Origin of the sequence: Agrobacterium sp. Azo12 (assembly GCF_029193765.2) — a bacterium.
Lineage (GTDB): Bacteria > Pseudomonadota > Alphaproteobacteria > Rhizobiales > Rhizobiaceae > Agrobacterium.
The window spans coordinates 814,457-831,580 of sequence record NZ_JARFYO020000001.1 but is presented as its reverse complement, the minus strand read 5'-3'; the positions used below and the strand labels follow the sequence as shown (position 1 = coordinate 831,580).

Annotated in this window: 22 protein-coding genes; 5 read left to right on the top strand and 17 right to left on the bottom strand. The window is 54.0% G+C overall.

Going from position 1 to position 17,124, the window contains the following annotated elements:
- Nucleotides 1-206 precede the first annotated feature (206 nt).
- Both PYL13_RS03780 and PYL13_RS03775 read left to right on the top strand, forming a co-directional pair.
- Nucleotides 207-1,118 carry a flagellin N-terminal helical domain-containing protein gene (locus PYL13_RS03780; RefSeq protein WP_192486938.1) on the top strand — a complete coding sequence of 304 codons (912 nt, stop codon included), beginning with the start codon at nucleotides 207-209 and terminating at the stop codon, nucleotides 1,116-1,118.
- 263 nt (nucleotides 1,119-1,381) lie between these two features.
- Nucleotides 1,382-2,302: a flagellin N-terminal helical domain-containing protein gene (locus PYL13_RS03775; protein ID WP_250983524.1), complete on the top strand. Its 921-nt coding sequence runs from the start codon at nucleotides 1,382-1,384 to the stop codon at nucleotides 2,300-2,302.
- Between the two features lie 94 nt (nucleotides 2,303-2,396).
- Here the strand turns inward: PYL13_RS03775 and PYL13_RS03770 are convergent, their stop codons facing one another.
- The 17 genes from PYL13_RS03770 to PYL13_RS03690 form a co-directional block, all read right to left on the bottom strand.
- The gene (locus tag PYL13_RS03770; RefSeq protein WP_250983523.1) at nucleotides 2,397-2,849 is read right to left on the bottom strand and encodes a hypothetical protein; all 453 of its coding nucleotides are present in this window, start codon (nucleotides 2,847-2,849) and stop codon (nucleotides 2,397-2,399) included.
- A 137-nt stretch (nucleotides 2,850-2,986) separates the two neighbouring features.
- A complete protein-coding gene (locus PYL13_RS03765; protein ID WP_275640518.1) occupies nucleotides 2,987-3,667 on the bottom strand; it encodes a GntR family transcriptional regulator in 681 nt (226 codons plus the stop codon).
- Nucleotides 3,668-3,819: 152 nt separating this feature from the next.
- Nucleotides 3,820-4,539 (bottom strand): GntR family transcriptional regulator, encoded by a 720-nt coding sequence (locus PYL13_RS03760; RefSeq protein ID WP_250983521.1) that lies wholly within the window; start codon nucleotides 4,537-4,539, stop codon nucleotides 3,820-3,822.
- Nucleotides 4,540-4,674: 135 nt separating this feature from the next.
- On the bottom strand, nucleotides 4,675-5,412 hold the full coding sequence (gene fliP / locus PYL13_RS03755; RefSeq protein ID WP_250983520.1) for a flagellar type III secretion system pore protein FliP: 738 nt from the start codon (nucleotides 5,410-5,412) through the stop codon (nucleotides 4,675-4,677).
- Nucleotides 5,409-5,912 carry a flagellar basal body-associated FliL family protein gene (locus tag PYL13_RS03750; RefSeq protein WP_259147625.1) on the bottom strand — a complete coding sequence of 168 codons (504 nt, stop codon included), beginning with the start codon at nucleotides 5,910-5,912 and terminating at the stop codon, nucleotides 5,409-5,411. The genes fliP and PYL13_RS03750 overlap by 4 nt, the downstream gene beginning before the upstream one ends.
- An 81-nt stretch (nucleotides 5,913-5,993) precedes the next feature.
- Nucleotides 5,994-6,710: a flagellar basal body L-ring protein FlgH gene (gene flgH / locus PYL13_RS03745; RefSeq protein ID WP_192486931.1), complete on the bottom strand. Its 717-nt coding sequence runs from the start codon at nucleotides 6,708-6,710 to the stop codon at nucleotides 5,994-5,996.
- A complete protein-coding gene (locus tag PYL13_RS03740; protein ID WP_250983707.1) occupies nucleotides 6,707-7,243 on the bottom strand; it encodes a MotE family protein in 537 nt (178 codons plus the stop codon). Before PYL13_RS03740 ends, flgH begins: the two co-directional genes overlap by 4 nt.
- A gap of 2 nt (nucleotides 7,244-7,245) precedes the next feature.
- Complete coding sequence (locus tag PYL13_RS03735; RefSeq protein WP_246787675.1) at nucleotides 7,246-8,325, bottom strand: flagellar basal body P-ring protein FlgI; 1,080 nt, start codon at nucleotides 8,323-8,325, stop codon at nucleotides 7,246-7,248.
- A gap of 38 nt (nucleotides 8,326-8,363) precedes the next feature.
- Entirely contained in the window at nucleotides 8,364-8,849 is a 486-nt protein-coding gene (gene flgA / locus PYL13_RS03730; protein WP_192486928.1) for a flagellar basal body P-ring formation chaperone FlgA, read from the bottom strand.
- Nucleotides 8,850-8,871: 22 nt separating this feature from the next.
- Nucleotides 8,872-9,660, bottom strand: a complete 789-nt coding sequence (flgG, locus tag PYL13_RS03725; RefSeq protein WP_192486927.1) for a flagellar basal-body rod protein FlgG — start codon at nucleotides 9,658-9,660, stop codon at nucleotides 8,872-8,874.
- A gap of 21 nt (nucleotides 9,661-9,681) precedes the next feature.
- Nucleotides 9,682-10,020 carry a flagellar hook-basal body complex protein FliE gene (locus PYL13_RS03720; protein ID WP_192486926.1) on the bottom strand — a complete coding sequence of 113 codons (339 nt, stop codon included), beginning with the start codon at nucleotides 10,018-10,020 and terminating at the stop codon, nucleotides 9,682-9,684.
- Nucleotides 10,017-10,436 carry a flagellar basal body rod protein FlgC gene (gene flgC / locus PYL13_RS03715; protein ID WP_192486925.1) on the bottom strand — a complete coding sequence of 140 codons (420 nt, stop codon included), beginning with the start codon at nucleotides 10,434-10,436 and terminating at the stop codon, nucleotides 10,017-10,019. Before flgC ends, PYL13_RS03720 begins: the two co-directional genes overlap by 4 nt.
- Nucleotides 10,437-10,441: 5 nt before the next feature.
- Nucleotides 10,442-10,834 carry a flagellar basal body rod protein FlgB gene (flgB, locus tag PYL13_RS03710; RefSeq protein ID WP_250983518.1) on the bottom strand — a complete coding sequence of 131 codons (393 nt, stop codon included), beginning with the start codon at nucleotides 10,832-10,834 and terminating at the stop codon, nucleotides 10,442-10,444.
- A gap of 186 nt (nucleotides 10,835-11,020) precedes the next feature.
- On the bottom strand, nucleotides 11,021-11,590 hold the full coding sequence (locus tag PYL13_RS03705) for a hypothetical protein (RefSeq protein ID WP_405049432.1): 570 nt from the start codon (nucleotides 11,588-11,590) through the stop codon (nucleotides 11,021-11,023).
- Nucleotides 11,591-11,592: 2 nt separating this feature from the next.
- Nucleotides 11,593-12,999 carry a flagellar protein export ATPase FliI gene (gene fliI, locus PYL13_RS03700; RefSeq protein ID WP_250983705.1) on the bottom strand — a complete coding sequence of 469 codons (1,407 nt, stop codon included), beginning with the start codon at nucleotides 12,997-12,999 and terminating at the stop codon, nucleotides 11,593-11,595.
- 14 nt (nucleotides 13,000-13,013) lie between these two features.
- Entirely contained in the window at nucleotides 13,014-13,748 is a 735-nt protein-coding gene (flgF, locus tag PYL13_RS03695) for a flagellar basal-body rod protein FlgF (protein WP_192486923.1), read from the bottom strand.
- Between the two features lies 1 nt (nucleotide 13,749).
- Nucleotides 13,750-14,529, bottom strand: coding sequence for a DUF1217 domain-containing protein (locus PYL13_RS03690; protein ID WP_192486922.1), 780 nt, complete (start codon nucleotides 14,527-14,529; stop codon nucleotides 13,750-13,752).
- A 179-nt stretch (nucleotides 14,530-14,708) separates the two neighbouring features.
- Between PYL13_RS03690 and motA the strand changes: the two genes are divergently transcribed.
- The 3 genes from motA (at nucleotide 14,709) to fliN (ending at nucleotide 17,121) form a co-directional block, all read left to right on the top strand.
- Complete coding sequence (motA, locus tag PYL13_RS03685; RefSeq protein ID WP_192486921.1) at nucleotides 14,709-15,581, top strand: flagellar motor stator protein MotA; 873 nt, start codon at nucleotides 14,709-14,711, stop codon at nucleotides 15,579-15,581.
- A 6-nt stretch (nucleotides 15,582-15,587) separates the two neighbouring features.
- Nucleotides 15,588-16,535 carry a FliM/FliN family flagellar motor switch protein gene (locus tag PYL13_RS03680; protein WP_250983516.1) on the top strand — a complete coding sequence of 316 codons (948 nt, stop codon included), beginning with the start codon at nucleotides 15,588-15,590 and terminating at the stop codon, nucleotides 16,533-16,535.
- Between the two features lie 64 nt (nucleotides 16,536-16,599).
- Entirely contained in the window at nucleotides 16,600-17,121 is a 522-nt protein-coding gene (fliN, locus tag PYL13_RS03675) for a flagellar motor switch protein FliN (RefSeq protein WP_275640517.1), read from the top strand.
- Nucleotides 17,122-17,124: the final 3 nt, after the last annotated feature.

Sequence of the window (17,124 nt, the reverse complement as noted above, 5' to 3'; positions counted from 1 at the left end):
ATAAAGATTGAGTGACCGGCATTTAGCTCAAATTTTAATAACTCAGCAAGTTTTGACTGCCAAATTACTTCCACACACAGCAGGTTTGGTTCTTCTGAGTAAATAGAAAGACCGAGTAGCATGATGTATAACTGCTGTGAACCGGTGAATATTTAAGTCCGGTATGTCCCCAAACTAGTATTTCGTATCAAAGGGACAATTCTACTATGGCAAGCATTCTGACTAACGTTTCCGCAATGTCCGCTCTGCAGACTCTGCGCTCTATCAACAGCAACCTCGAGAACACGCAGAACAACATTTCTACGGGTCAGCGCGTCTCACAGGCTTCCGACAACGCCGCTTACTGGTCGATCGCAACAACCATGCGTTCTGACAACGGTGCTCTTTCTGCCGTTGAGGATGCTATCGGTCTTGGCGCCGCCAAGGTTGATACCGCTTACTCCGGTATGGAATCCGCTATCGAAGTCGTTAAGGAAATCAAGAAGAAGATCGTTACGGCCCAGGAAGGTTCCGTTGACGGCAAGAAGGTTCAGGAAGAAATCGATCAGCTGCAGGATCAGCTGAAGTCGATTGCGGAATCTGCTTCCTTCTCCGGCAAGAACCTGATCGCTGGCGCACGCACTGAATCGGTTGTTTCCGGCTTCGTTCGTGACAGCAGCGGCAACGTAACTGTCAAGAAGACCGACTACGTCATGAAGGACAGCGGCACCGATGCCAACGTTCTGTTCGGCACCAACACTGCCGGCGCTCTGGTCACGACAGCAGGTATTCTCGGCGCAACCAGCGGTTCGCTCGGCATCTCGGTTATCGAACTGGACGTTACCAACACCTCGACTGGCTACCTTGATCAGGCTCTGAGCGCTGTTGAAACTGCTCTGACTGCAATGACAAGCGCCGGTGCTGAACTCGGTTCGATCTCCATGCGTATCGATCTCCAGGAAGACTTCATCTCCAAGCTGAGCGACTCGCTCGAAAGCGGTATCGGCCGTCTGGTTGACGCTGACATGAACGAAGAGTCCACTCGCCTGAAGGCTCTGCAGACACAGCAGCAGCTGGCTATCCAGTCGCTGTCAATTGCAAACTCGGACTCGCAGAACATTCTGTCGCTGTTCCGTTAATAGAAAAAAAGAGCGGCGTACGAAGGCTGATCGTACTGCAACTCTTGAAAGAAGGCCGCTCCGCAAGGGGCGGCTTTTTTTCGTTTTAAACAAATTTTCGCGCAGTTAGGTTTTCTTTAACCATATTGGTGTTTTCTAGCGTCAACGAAACGACAAGTTAACCATAATTATTAATATGTTAGCAAGCATGACGCTGTCTGTCGTTCACCGGTGATACCGGAATGTCCCTTCCTTAAATCAGCCAATTCAAGGGGCAACTTCCAATGACCAGCATTTTGACAAACATCGCAGCCATGTCTGCGCTGCAGACCCTTCGCAACATCAATTCCAACATGGAAACAACCCAGGGCCGCGTTTCGTCCGGCCTGCGTGTTGGTGAAGCATCCGACAACGCTGCTTACTGGTCGATCGCGACCACCATGCGTTCTGACAACATGGCTCTGGACGCCGTTTCCGACGCACTCGGTCTGGGCGCCGCCAAGGTTGACACCGCTTACACCGCGATGGAATCCGCCATCGACGTTGTTAAGGAAATTAAGAAGAAGCTCGTTACCGCGCAGGAAAACTCTGTCGACACCAAGAAGGTGCAGGAAGAGATCGACCAGCTGCAGGACCAGCTGAAGTCGATTGCAGAAGCTGCTTCCTTCAGCGGCGAAAACTGGGTTATCGGCTCCGGTACGCAGTCTGTTGTTTCCGGCTTCGTCCGTGACAGCAACAACAATGTTACCGTCAAGCACACCGAATACGTTCTGGACTCCAGCACATCTGGCACTGCAAACGTTCTGTTCGGCACCAACACAGTTGGTGGCATCGTCACTTCGACCGGTATTCTTGGTAACATTGGCACAGTGGGTGCAGGCACTGCATCTGTCTTCACGCTGGACGTTACCAACACATCTACCGACTATCTGTCCGACGCACTCACAATGGTTGAAACCGCTCTGAAGCAGATGACAAGCGCTGCTGCTGACCTCGGTTCGATCTCCATGCGTATCGACTTGCAGGAAGAGTTCGTTGCCAAGCTCAACGAGTCCATCGAAAGCGGTATCGGTCGTCTGGTTGACGCTGACATGAACGAAGAATCTACCCGCCTGAAGGCTCTGCAGACACAGCAGCAGCTCGGCATCCAGTCGCTGTCGATTGCAAACAGCAACTCGGAAAACATTCTTCAGCTCTTCCGTTAATAAACGGAGCAACGCTCACAAAAAGAAAGCCGCGCCAAAAGCGCGGCTTTTTTCATGGTTCATCCAGCGCTGTAACTACCCTGAAAACATGATGTCATTCAAACTCGGCGGAGTTTACCGTCACAACCCAGTTGAGACTTGCTGGTGACGCGCTTTCGCTACCGCGCATACGGAATGCACGGCATGCACTGTAACTTTCACCGGCCGCTATTCTGACATTGCTGCTCTGATAACCATCATAGGCGACTGAGGCACGGAATGCCGGTTCGAAGCCTTCAAGTGTATAACCTAGTTTCAGGATGGCGGAAGAATTGTCGTTCTTGAACGTGATCCGCAGAGGTAATTTCGGATCGGTACAGGTGGGATCGATTGCCGCCGTCGCGACAATCCTCGTCAGGCGCTCGCTGGCTTTCACAGTTTCCCAATAAATCATTGCCGCACTTGCCACCCAGACGATTACCAAGGCGGTCAGGACAAGTTTCATTCTCTGCGGGAATACGAAGGCAAAACCTGCCAACACAATGCTTGCTATGATTCCGACGATCATCTGGTTCTCCTCATCCGTGTGTTAGTGCCACGAACTAGCCGAAAATCATACCTTCTATCTGCCGAGCAAAGTGGTTGGGTGGGTTTTTCCCCTCAAAACAATGTTAGAACGTCACGTCATTTCGAGCTTTACAAAAGCTATTGCGCAGGTGCTGCTGCCGTCTCATATCTATCAATCACCGTCAGCAGATCTTCGCGTACCGTCTCGATATGCCCGCGCAAGAAATGTGCCGCCTTGTCAAATTCCCTGCTGCGGCAAAGGTTTATCATGTCCCGGTGCTCACGCATGGCGCGGCTCATCGCTTCAGGATTTGAGAGCTGCAAGGTGGTATAGCGCTCACTGGTTTGCAGCAGAGAGGCGACGATTTGTCGGCTTTTGGGCAAATTGGAGCGACGGTAAAGTGCCATATGCAGTTGAGCATTCAACTGGCCATATTGTTGTACGTCACCATTGGCAGTTGCCGTCATGAAAGCTTCGTGGATCTTATCGAGAGTGATGAAATCCTGTTGATCCAATTGTGGCGCCGAACTCAGCAACAGCCTAGGTTCCAGCAACGCCCGCAGTTCAAAAACATCATTGATTTCCGCGACGGACAGTTCCGACACCACCGCGCCCTTTTGTGGCACAATACGAACCAACCCTTCTGCTTCGAGCTGAAAAAGCGCCTCACGCACCGGAATGCGGCTTACGCCATAGGCGTCCGCAAGCGCATCCTGCCGTAACTGGCTTCCGGCGGGATATTGCCCTGCCAGAATTCCCTGGCGTATTTTTTCGACAATAGCACCTGAAAGGGTGCGCGGCTTCAGTGATGTCGGCATCAGGGTTGCCCCCTATCAAGTGAATTAAAAATTATTCAGTCTGACAATGCGTAAAACAGAAATCAGTTGCCGCATAAAACGCAACACAACCAAAAAGATGCAAGAGCTCACGGCCAATTGATACAGGAGGCAATCTTCCCCCTCGTGAAAGATCAGATACCCTGAATTTCGACCGCGTTATTCATATCACGGGCGACGTATTCCTGTATCTGACGGACAATCTGTGCGGCATGGGCAATCGCCAGTTCATCGGCCTTTTCAACATCACCGGCGGCAATAGCTGCAATCATTTCTTCGTGCTCATCAACATATTGGCGCGGCAAGCGGTCATCAAATGTCGAATAATAAAGCCGCAGTATCCGGCGGCCTTCATCCAGCAGCCTGGCAAAAAACGCGGTGTAATAGGCATTGCCGCCGAGCGCTGCAATTGCCACGTGGAATTCACGGTTTGCCTCGATCATCGCGTAGGCATTCCTGGCGTCCACGGCTTCGGCAAACTGTTTCTGGTAATCCAGAATGGTCTTCATGCCTTCAGCATTGGGATGTTTTGCTGCCTGCCGGGTGGTGACGCGGTACATCAAGGTCAGCGCATCGAAGTAAGTCGGCAGCGAGGCGAAATCAATCGTTGACACAATGGTGTTGCGGTTGGGAAGCGTGGTCACCAGACCATCAGCCGCCAGGCGCAACAAGGCTTCGCGCACCGGTGTACGTGACATTCCAAAACGTTCGGACAGACGAACCTCATCCAGCGGACTGCCCGGTGGCAGGGCCATGGAGAGAATTTCATTGCGCAACGTGCTGTAAACCGTCTGCGTGCCTGAACCTCTCACCTTTGCTGTATCGGCTGGCTCTTCAAGGTCTTTGGGCTGCATCGCAATCAAACTCGCCGTTTGCTGGTTGTCCGGGTAATGACTTCATCAAAATATGCTGTTCGACGCCGCTTGGCAGCATCAATCCAGATGTGTTTCCACTCAGACCAGATTGTTACAGCTTTTTCTGGAACGTTTTCAAGAAAACGATCGTATCAGACTGCCGACAAGCAGGTTCCAGCCATCAATCAGAACGAAAAATAATATCTTGAATGGCAGAGAGATCGATGTCGGCGGCAACATCATCATACCCATGGCCATGGTAATCGTCGCCACGATAATATCGATCACCAGAAACGGCACGATAATCAGAAAGCCGATTTCAAAACCGCGTCTGATTTCCGAAAGCATGAAGGCCGGCACCAGAACGCGGTAATCGATCAGGTTTTCGGCCATGACTTCCTGCCCGCGCTCACGGGCGATATCCACGAACAGTTTCAAATCCTTGTCGCGGGTATTGGCTGTCATGAATGTGCGGAAGGGTTCGGCAATCTTCACCACAGCTTCCTGTTCGGTCAGCTGGTTTTGCAGCAATGGCTGCACGCCTTCTGTCCATGCACGGTCAAAGGTCGGCGACATGACGTAGAACGTCATGAACATCGCCATGCTGACAAGGATCATGTTGGAAGGTGTTGTTGCCAATCCCATGCCGGAACGCAGGATGGAGAACGCGATCACGAAGCGCGGAAAGCTCGTGACCATGATCAGGATGCCCGGTGCTACGGACAGAACCGTCAACAGGCCGAATGTTCTGATGATCCATGCTGCGACAGAACCGTCAATCTGCGTATTCAGCAAATCAGTCGGGAATTGCTGGGCGTTAGCAAGGCCCGGCAAAACCAAGAGGACAGCAATGGTCAAAAAAAATCGAATCATTCGATCACAAAGGTTCGGAACATAACCTTCGATACTCGCCCTTCCGAACGCAGGTCAACACGTTCCTGTACGTCATCCCGTAGATATTGAAAGCCACGCGGCCCTTCGAGCTGCTGGAGTGAAACGGTGCGCAGATACGCCATCAGATCCTGATGGATATCTTCAGCCATTTTCACGTCCGGTTCGCCGTTGAACATCAACGCGACTTCAAGCCGGATCCAGTTGGTCGAAGGATAGGCTAGATTTGCCGTGACCGGATCAAGCTGCAGAATACCGTTTACCTTGGGATCGATCTTTGGAAGTCCGGTCTCTTCTTTGCCGCCTTCATGAGCCGCCGCCGCAGCATGTTCTTCCACGACCTTGCCGATTTTCGGCGCGATGAAGCCACCCAGGAACCAGCCCCCACCGGCGCCAACCAGCGTCAGGATTGCAACGCTTGCTATCGTCATGACAAGAGGCGACTTCTTGGGTTTTTCCTCGCCGGTCTGTGCGTTATCCATGACCTTGTCTTACTCCGGACTTTCTATTTGCTTTGAGCAATAACCGGCACCGCCCAAAGGCTATGCCGGTTTAGGACTGCATCAGATTGGCGAGAACAGATCGACGATCTGCTGACCGACCGGTGGCTGTTGTACTTCCGTCAGACGGCCACGGCCACCATACGAGATACGTGCTTCGGCGATGCGCTCATACGAGATCATGTTGTCTGCATCCACATCCTGCGGCCGCACGATACCCGCGACGTTGAGGATACGGATTTCATGGTTCACGCGGACTTCTTGCGAACCGCTGATGATGAGGTTACCGTTTTCGAGAATACCAGTAACCACGGCAGCGACGAGCAGTGTCAGCTTTTCAGAGCGCTTGGTCTTGCCCTTGCTCTGAGTGTCGGTATCGGAACCGTATTTGATGCTGGAGTCCGCGTTCGGCGTCCATCCAAGGATTTCTGCCTGTGCCTTCCAGTTCAGACCGCTGGCATTGGTGCGGTTACGCTCGGTTTCGTTATCGAAATCAGCCTTGTCGTTGATCTGGATATTTACCGTGAGAATGTCACCGATGTTCAGCGCGCGCAGGTCCTTGAACAACGCACCCTGGGAATCGCTCCACAGGGAGTAACCGCTGGCCATATGCTTCGGCTGCTTCGGATACATGCCCATCTGCGGCGTTTGGCTAAATTGCAGGCCGGTGCCAATCGGGCTCATGGCCGGCGCATTGCCAATTTCCTTCAGCGTCTGGCTGTTCTGGCAGCTCGCGAGCAAAATCAGTGGCAAGATCAGGGCCGGAATACGCATTGTCATGACGGATCCTTCGAGGTGTTCGGATCGGTTGCGCTTGACATGATCCCCGCGACAATCGCGGCTTTCTGCGCATCCATTTCACTTAAAATCAGGCCGGACTGACGTGCCGGCAATTGCATGATGATGGCGGCCGCGATTTCGACATGCATTTCGGCAAGCTGAGGAGCAGCGGCATCCGCCTTCATCGTTTTGTAGATATCGACCAGATTGGCCTTTGCCTGGGCCAGGAAGTGGTTACGGCGCGCCAGCCAGTCCTCATATTCCGTCTTGCGGTTTTCGAGGGTGGCGATGCGTTCATTGACTTCCGCCTGCAGCTTTTCCAGTTCTTGCTTCTGCAACAGGTAACGCTGGTCACGGGCAGCATCTGCAATGTTCGTGCAGAATTTCTGGATTTCTTCCTGCGTGCTCATTTCCGTCAGGATGGCCTGCTGGCTTTCGGCATTTGCGACCGGAACGAGCAGGATCAGACCGGCGACGGCGGCAAAGCGACCAAGGGTCTCGAACAGGGAGCGTTTTGGCGTTTCAGATAACATCGTCATTGCAGAACAAGCTCCGCCTGGAGAGCACCAGCCGATTTGATACCTTGCAGGATGGCAATGATACCGTCGGCTTTCAGCCCGATATTGTTGAGACCGGACACCAGCGTGCGCAAATCTGGACCTTCGATGATGGCCACCTGTCCACCTTCCTGCATCGCCATGATGTCAGTCTGGGGCTGGACAGCAGTTTCACCTCGTGAAAACGGCGCTGGCTGAATGATCTGCGGTGTTTCGGTGACCTGAACCGTCAGCGTGCCGTAGCTGACCGCCACTGGCGAGATGCGAACATCCGCGCCGATGACGATGGTGCCGGTGCGCTCGTTGATCACGACCTTTGCAGGCGTATCGGTTTCGACCAGCAGGTTCTCAATTTCGGCCATCAGCCGTGTGAGATCAGCCTCACGCGGCTTCTGCACGATGATTTCCTGAGAATCGCGCGGTTCTGCCACCGTGCCGCCGTAACGAGTGCGGGCAAAAGCGTTGACGACATCGGCCACACGCACGGCGGTCGAAAAGTCAGGATTGCGCAGCTGCAGAACGAGATTGACGCCATCCTTGAACTTGGATGGCAGTTCGCGCTCGATGATTGCGCCATTGGGTACCCGAGCAGCGGTGGTTACACCCTGAGTCAGCGTTGCCGCGTCACCTTGCGCGGAAAAGCCGTTGACGATCACAGCACCCTGCGCCACCGCGTAAATCTGGCCATCGGCACCGGAAAGCGAGGTCATGATCAGCGTACCGCCGCGGAGCGACGTGGAATCACCCAGCGAGCTGACCGTGACATCAACGCGGCTGCCGGGGCTGGCAAATGGTGGCAGGTTGGCAGTGACCATGACGGCAGCAATGTTCTTGGCATTTGCCTGGCCGCCTTGTGTGGTGATGCCGAGGTTCTGCAACATGGCGCGCATCGACTGTTCGGTGAACGGCGAGGAACGCAGGCTGTCACCCGTTCCCTGAAGGCCAACCACAAGACCGTAACCAATCAGCTGGTTGTCACGGCCCGACTGCAAGGACGCGATATCCTTGATGCGCGAAGTATTGGCATGGGCCGGCACGGTGGCAAGCACCTGCGTCATCAAAGCCAGAAAGAGTATCGCAATCGACTGCAAGGCTTTCATTTCGCCATCACCTGAATAGAGCCGTCCCGCATGACCGTGCCGTTGACGATCACGCCGGAATCAATGTTACGCACACGCACCACGTCGCCCACGCCACCGTCCTGCATGGGAGTACCCGCTGCAGAGATCGTCATATGTCCGATCGTAAAGGTCAGACGGACGCTTGCACCGCGGGTCACAGCATAGGGGATACGCAAGGCGGCAACCGGAATGGTGCGGCCTGGAAGCAGTGTCTGCTTGGAGATTAGGCCTTCGATCTGGCCGACTTCACTGGCATAACCGTTCGAAATATTGGGGTTGGTGACCTCAACCTCTTTCAAGGCATCGGCAGAAATCACCTCACCGGGATAGATGATGCGCGTCGGAACCAGCGCAACTGGTGCCTGAGCAACGGAGGATGTGGCGACCACGGACAAGACGGACGCGATGCATAACCGGACAAGTCCGTTATTAAATCTGCTATTTTTCCGGCTAAACCTCATGTTCGCCCATCCTTTCCCGTTTTTACTTCAGGTTCTTACTGACCACCGAGGCCATTTCGTCTGCGGTGGTGATAACCTTGGAGTTCATTTCGTAGGCACGCTGAGCCGTGATCAGGTCAGTGATTTCCTTGACCGGATCGACGTTGGAACCTTCGAGGTAGTTCTGCTTGATGTAGCCGTAGCCTGGATCTTCCGGCACGCCGACGATCGCATCACCGGATGCCGGTGTCTGAGCAAACAGGTTGTCGCCGAGCGGCTTCAAGCCGGCTTCATTGACGAAGTTCGCAATCTGTAGCTGGCCAACTTCGGTGAATTCGGTGGCGTTACCCAGGCGAACTGTCACCTGACCGGTACGGCTGATCACGGTTTCCGTTGCATCGATCGGAATGATGATGTTCGGGATAACGTTGTAACCATCAATGGTAACGAGCTGGCCGTCAGCGTTCTTGTTGAAGGCGCCGGCGCGTGAATACAGTGTCGAACCGTCAGCAGCTTCAATCTGAAACCAGCCGCGACCAACCAGAGCCACATCGAGATCGTTACCGGTTTCGATGAAGTTGCCCTGTGTGTGAATGTTACGTACCGCAGAGGTCTGTACACCGAGACCAATGTTGGCGCCTTCAGGCACGATAGCCTGGTTGGCGCGGTTGGCCACACCCTGCGCACGCTCTGTCTGGTAGAGAAGATCGGTAAACTCTGCGCGGGCGCGCTTGTAACCAGTCGTGTTGATGTTGGCGATGTTGTTCGCGATAACTTCAAGATTTGTCTGCTGCGCATCCATACCCGTCGCGGCGATAGCAAGTGCTCTCATGTCTACGTGTCCTTAATGGTGCTAAATCTGCATCTTCGATACTTCGAGATATGCGCTGACAATCTTGTCACGCAGCGCAATGGCAGTCTGGAGGGACTGCTCGGCACTCAAAACCGCATCGACGACTTCACGTGTGTTGGCTTTGCCCTGAATACCTTCAAAAGAGGCCACTTCGGCCTTCTTGAGGTTGTTCATGGCGTCGACAGACATGTTGCCCAGCACGCTGGCAAAGCTCATGCTGGTCTGTTCGCCAGGGGTCTTTTCACGCGTTGCACCGGTCAGATCGGTCGAGACGGAAGAAATACCGTCGAGATCACGCGTCAGCGAAAGAGAGCTTAATTGATTAATTTTATCGATCATTGCGAAGCTTTCAGAAGGTCAATCGTCGCGCTGACGAGTTCACGCGTTTGTTTGATCATTTGCAGGTTGGCGTCATAGCTGCGGTTTGCTTCGCGCATATCGGCCATTTCGATGAGGATGTTGACGTTCGGCATTTTGACGATGCCGTTGGCGTCTGCCGCAGGGCTGCCGGGATCGTATTCCTCGATGTACTTGCCACGATCCTCGCCGAGCTTCTTCACGGTAACGCGTTCAACGCCCGAAGCGCGGTCCAGCTCGGTCCCGAATGTCACCGTCTTGCGGCGATAAGGGTCAGCACCCGGAGTGTCGCCGGTCGAACGCGCGTTGGCGATGTTTTCCGAAACGATACGCAGGCGGGTGGACTGAACTTCCAGACCGCTTCCTGCGATCTTGCTGGCAGCGCTTAAAGGATCCATGTTCTTTACCTCTTCACAGTCATCAGCATCATGCGATGGAACGTCTTCACCAGATTGGCGTTGAGTTCGTACTGGCGCTTGATTTCACCGGTTTTCGTCATTTCTTCCGCAAGAGCGATCGTGTTTCCGGACTCTTGAACGCCGATTTCGTTGTTCACCTTGGAATTGCGAACCTCGATATTGTCGCTCAGCGTACTTGAGCCGAAGTGCGCAGCATGCGTCTTGGCCATTCCCATCGTGGTTCCGGTCGACTGCATGACTGCTTCGAAAGGACTGACGTCCTTGCCTTGGTATTTAGGAGTGTTGGCATTGGCGATGTTGGTCGCCACGACCTCCTGACGAATGCTGAGCCATTCCGCTTGACGGGATGCCAGTTCGAACAGTTGAATCGGTTCCATAGATTTCTCCATATTTTATGCTCAAAACCTATGCTGCTAATCTTGCGTCAGACTTACGGGAAATCCGTTGCGACAGCGGTTATGGCAAATCTCACGCCTTTGCGATTGGGGTTGCCAAAACGCAACAGGCGCAGCTGGTCAGCCGCGCCTGTATCCGTTGGAGATTATAGGTCTCCAGAATTGTGATCAGTGACTTTCGTTCTCGTAGATCTCGCCATTCGAGGTCACGATGACCCAGCGGCCGTCGCGCTGCTCGATCTTTGCCAGCTTGGTATTATCGGGCAGGACAGAACCAACCTTGACCATATACATGCCAGCACTGTCTTCGATCAGCGCACGACCATTGGCCACATGCAGCAGCCGGTAGTTGGCGCCGTGACCAGGGAATGGTTGTTCCTCACGTGCCGCGATGTTATTCTGCCGTTCCTTACCGGAATCCGATACTGTCGCGGTGGTCAGTGGATCAAACGGCAACGGTGGAATATCCGGACGGTCATCCTTGTTGCGGTTGACCATGGCCAGTGGCGAAACACTAAACACTTCCTTCGGGCCGGTGTGAGGAAGGTCACGGGTCATGTCGAAGTTCGGCGTCGTGACGCCAAACTTGTCTTCATTGAAAAAAACGTACCATGGGAAAAACGCAGCCGCCGCAGCAAGCGTCACACCACAGGTCGCAAGAATGCGATCGGTGCTGGTAATCGATGCCTTTGCCTTCTTGTCCATCTCGATACGTTCTTCTTGTTGCTTGTCGAGCATGGTTATCCTCTTGGTCTTTGATTATTTGCCTGCTGCGGCGCATTGCCGGTAATTGCATTGCGCAAGGCAATCGCAAGGTCGGCATAGGCATCTGCGGCTGGCGGTTCTGACGGCGTCTGTTTCAAGACATCGTAAATGATCGGGACCTGCTTGATCGCCATATCGAGATCAGGGTCTGTGCCGGGTCGATAGCCACCGATCAATCTCAAATCGCGGGTTTCCTCGAAGCGGTGCACCAGTGCTTTGAGACGTGAAACCAGCGTTTCCTGGTCCGGTGTCCATGCTTTTTTGGCAAGACGCGAAATCGAGGCCAGCGGGTTGATTGGAGGGTAACGGCCTTCTTCGGCCAGACTGCGCTCCAGCACGATATGTCCGTCAAGAATACCACGGGTCGAGTCGGCAATCGGGTCGTTATGGTTGTCACCATCGACCAGAATGGAAATGATTGCGGTGATGGTCCCGGTGCCTTCGACGCCCGGCCCTGCCCGCTCCAGCAATTTCGGAAGTTCGGTGAAAACAGATGCGGGATAACCACGTGCCACCGGCAATTCACCCGAGGCAACTGCGACTTCACGGATGGCATGGGCAAAACGGGTCACGCTGTCGATGATCAACAGCACGTTGTCGCCCTGATCGCGGAAATGTTCGGCAATCGTCACCGCAGACAGCGGCGCCATCTTGCGCAACATCGGGCTTTCGTCACTGGTCGCAACAACGGCGATCGACTTGGCCATGTTCTCACCAAGCGTATCTTCAATGAATTCGCGCACTTCGCGTCCGCGCTCGCCAACAAGTGCAATCACAACCTTGTCGAAGGCATCGGCTTTCGCCAGCATCGACAGCAGAGTGGACTTACCGACACCGGAGCCCGCAAAAATGCCAAGGCGCTGACCAAGACACAGCGGTGAGAAAATATCGATGGCGCGCACACCGGTCTTGAAGGCTTTTTCCACACGGCTACGGGTCATCGACGGCGGGGCGGTGTTGGAAATGGAACGCCGATCCGTGCCTGATGACAGTGGACCCAATCCATCGATCGGGTCGCCCAGAGCATTGATCGTACGGCCACACCAGCTGTTCTCGGGCGCCACGCGGAATGCGCCCTTGTAGATGACCGTGTCGTCAATGCCGATCGGTTCACCCGGTTCAATGGGGCACACAAAGATCAGATCGGACTCAACGCGAACGACCTCACCGAGATGAATGCCGGTTTCGCTGCGATGGGCGACAAATTCTCCCAAACGCACGTGCCGGGACAACCCGGACACCGTGTAATGGCCAGCCGCAATAGCCGTCACCCGCCCACCATGTGCAACGGCAACATCTGGGTCGGCATAACGTTCCACCAAGCTGGCAAGTTGTGCCAGCTTGGAGGTCGACGGTTTGGAAGGGGAACCTGCGTCAGCCATCATGGCCTTGATCCTTAACGGCTACCGCCGAGTGTCTTGATTGCTTCACCGAATGTGGATTCGGTTTCGCGCATTACGGAGGAGATGCTGTCGAAGGCCCGGTTGACCTGAATGAGCTGCATCATTTCAGAGATACCGTTGACGTTCGATTGCTCTGTGTAACCCTGCATGATGCCGGCATCACTGCGGTTCACTACCGGCTGCGGCGCGGCCACGGTGGTGATACCACTGTTGTCATGGCGCAGATAACCTTGCGAGATATCAGCGGTATAAAGGCCCATCAGAGCAATCTGGCGGTCATCCTGAACAATCGCACCGTCAGCGCCGATCTTGATTTCACCACCAGCGCGGTTGAGTTCGATCTGGCCACCGCCGGCATCCAATACAGGGTATCCATTCGTCGATACCAGAATACCATCTTCACGGATGGTCAGACGACCGTCACGGGTCAGAACCTGTCCATTCGGCGTGTCGATTGATAGCCAAGCATCGCCCTTTACGGCGACATCAAGCGGGTTGCCGGTTCTGTCGAGGGAACCACTGCGGGTCGAAAGGTAATCGTTACCTTGCGACACGAAGGCAACTTTTGCATTCATGTCGTTGCGGGTCTTGCTCAGCACCTCGTCAAACTTGACTTCCGTCGCACGGTAGCCAGCGGTGTTGATGTTCGCCATGTTGTCAGCGATGGTGGTGATACGACGCTCAAGCGCCATCTGTGACGACAGGGCCACATACAGTCCGGACTGCATATCATTTGCCTCCGAGTTTCAGGGTGTTGATTGAAAGAAGAAGGTCGGAAGAAATTCCAAAACCGGCGGACGAACCAAGAATGGTCGTTGAGGTATTGACCTGTGAGGGGTTTTCCATCTCCCACATGATCGTGAAACGCTCGAGCAGCTTGCCGACTTTGACCGGATCCTGCAGATCCTCCATCTTGATGGCCTTTTCGACCAGCGCTGCCTGCTTGTCGATGTCGGTGCCGGCAAACTCTGCCGGAAGTTGGAATGTGGTGCGGAAAACCTGCGACATCGCGTCGTCGGCAATAATGCCCATGCCGGACGTGATGGATGGCGCCATGCGTTCGAAATACAGCGCCAGACGCACACCGGTATTGTCGGAACCGGCTTCCTGCTCAAGCGTCTGACGGGTGTATTGAGCAACAACATCCTTTTGCGCGCGGTCGAAAGACGTCGCAGCTTCACCGTAAGCGGCAAAGTTCAAAGAGGTTGCCAGTTCCTTGTAACGGGTATCCGACAGCTTGTTGGCAAAGGCGTCATCCTTGGTGACACCTTCCGTCAACACCTTGCGAATAAAGGCTTTTGCGTAAGCCATGTCTTCAAGGCCGTGCGCTTTCAACGCGTAATTATAAAGCCTTGAATCTTCCATGAAGGCGTCGATGGATTTGATCGAGCCGATCTTGGAAAGGTAATATTCCGTCTCCCGCGCAACATCCGGTTGCTTCGATATACGATCAAGAGACTTGCCGATATCCTGGCTGATAAGCCGATAACTGGTATAGGTCGTTGTCACGCTATGTCCGCCGTTGCCGAATCCTGTTGCGCACGGATGTGCCTCGACAGGATGATGACGGTCATTGCTTGCGCGAAACTGTTTGTTCTGAATGTATTTTCCGCGGCTATCCTACAGGTTCACGCAAGCCACATTTTCTACAACTCGGCCACGAGACAACGGTCAGGTGCGAGTGTTCAATGAATATCATTATCGGGTTAATCATCACCTTCGGCTGCGTTATTGGCGGCTACATGGCTATGGGCGGCCACTTGGACGTTCTCGTTCAGCCGTTTGAGCTTGTCATCATCGGGGGTGCAGGTCTCGGTGGCTTCATCATGGCTAACCCCATGAAAGTGGTAAAAGATTCAGGCAAGGCACTGGGCGAAGCCTTCAAACATTCCGTTCCAAAAGAGCGCGATTACCTCGATGTTCTCGGCGTTCTCTACTCTCTGATGCGCGACCTGCGCACGAAGTCCAGAAACGAAATCGAAGCGCACATCGACAACCCGGCTGAATCGAGCATTTTCCAGACGGCGCCTTCTGTTCTGAAGAACAAGGAACTGACTGCATTCATCTGTGATTACGTCCGCCTCATCATCATCGGCAATGCCCGCTCACACGAGATCGAGGCGCTGATGGATGAAGAAATCGACACCATTCTTCACGACAAACTGAAGCCTTATCACTCGATCACGGCGATGGGCGATTCATTCCCTGCTATCGGTATCGTTGCTGCGGTTCTCGGCGTTATCAAGGCGATGGGCAAGATCAACGAATCACCTGCGGTTCTCGGTGGTCTTATCGGTGCGGCGCTCGTGGGCACCATGCTCGGGATTATCCTGTCTTACTCGATTGCCAACCCGCTTGCAGCGCAGGTCAAGATCGTTCGTACCAAGCAGCACCGTCTCTACATCATCGTCAAGCAGACCCTGATTGCTTACATGAACGGTTCTGTGCCGCAGGTTGCTCTCGAATATGGCCGCAAGACCATTTCCAACTACGAGCGCCCGTCGATCGACGCCGTGGAGCAGGAAATGATGAACCCTGGCGGCGAAAACAAGGCGGCTTGATAAATCATGACGACACCAGACACAGCTCCCGCAATGGACCACGCACTTCTTGCCAAGCTCACAGGTGGGCTTGGCGACCAAAAGACGATCCTCAAGATCGGCGCCGATGTCGGGCATCTCTACAGCGAGTTTCTGCCGGACATGTTCCACAGCGAAACCGGCATCCCCATTGAGGTCGATTATATCGGCTGCCAATCCGGCCTGATGACCGAACTCGTTCGCGGCATCGGTCCTGAATTCGCGGTGGCCGATTGCTCATTGCGCAACTGGTCTCCGAATTTCATTCTGGCCTGTGGCAATGCATTCATCATGACTTTGATGGAACGTATGCTTGGCGCGCTGCCAGAGACGATTTCCGAACCGGAAGTGCGCTCGCTGTCACAGATCGAGCTTGATCTTGCAGCTCTCGTCATTGGCCGCATGGCCGGCGTTCTTCGTTCGGGCGTCAACGCACCGGGCGGTTTTGAAGCCGCGATTGACCCGCCCTACAATTCGAAGGGCAAAAGCGGTTTCGATGAACAAATCACCGGTCAGTACGGTGTACTGATTCGTTTGAAAGTGGATCTTGGTAAGGTTTCCTCGGAATTTGCGCTGGTGATCCCGCAACGTGTCATGCTCAAGACGCAGATCGTTGCGCCAAAGGCATCGGCGAGTGCCATCAAGAAGCACGAGGAATGGGTTGCTCTGATCAAGGAACAGGTCAAACGTTCGCAGGTTACACTCGAGGCTCGTATTCGCCTTCAGAAGATGACCCTGCGCAACCTTGCCCGCCTGACAGAAGGTGATGTGGTTCCGTTCCGGGATATCAGCCGCGACGATATCACCGTCGAGGTCAGCGCCAATGGCAGCGACATCTACAATTGCGAGTTTGGAAAGGCGGGAGACCGCTACATGGTTCGCGTGAAAAACAACGTCAGCACAGATGATGAGATATTGAGACATCTGATGGGTTAAATCTTGTCGTGCTCAAATTGAGCGAAGGCAGTTTGACGCAAGTTTCAAAAGGAATAATTACGGCATGGCTACGAAGAAAACACCTTTGACTGAAGATGACGCGCTTTCCATCGGCGAACCTGCCGATCTGGATCAGGCGATTGGCGACCTGCGCGGTGTCCTGAAAACGGATGCAGACGGTGGCTTTGGCGATTTCGGTGATTTTGCCGACACGTCTGCGACAGATGCCGTCGACGCTATGAGCTTCGGTGGTGCTTCCACCGATTTCGGCATGGACGATTTTTCGGCGGCACCAGCTGCTGGCGCACCAATGCAGATCGGCAGCGGCCTTTCCGACAATCTCGACCTGATCATGGATATTCCAATCGATGTTCAGATCGTTCTCGGCACAAGCCGCATGCTGGTTTCCGGTCTTATGGGCCTGGAAGAAGGCGCAACAATTGCTCTGGATCGCAAAATCGGCGAACCAGTTGAAATAATGGTAAATGGCAGACGCATTGCACGCGGTGAAATTACTGTTCTTGAGAATGACGACTCACGTTTTGGTGTTAAACTCATTGAAGTGATGAGCATCAAGAAAGCCTGATCC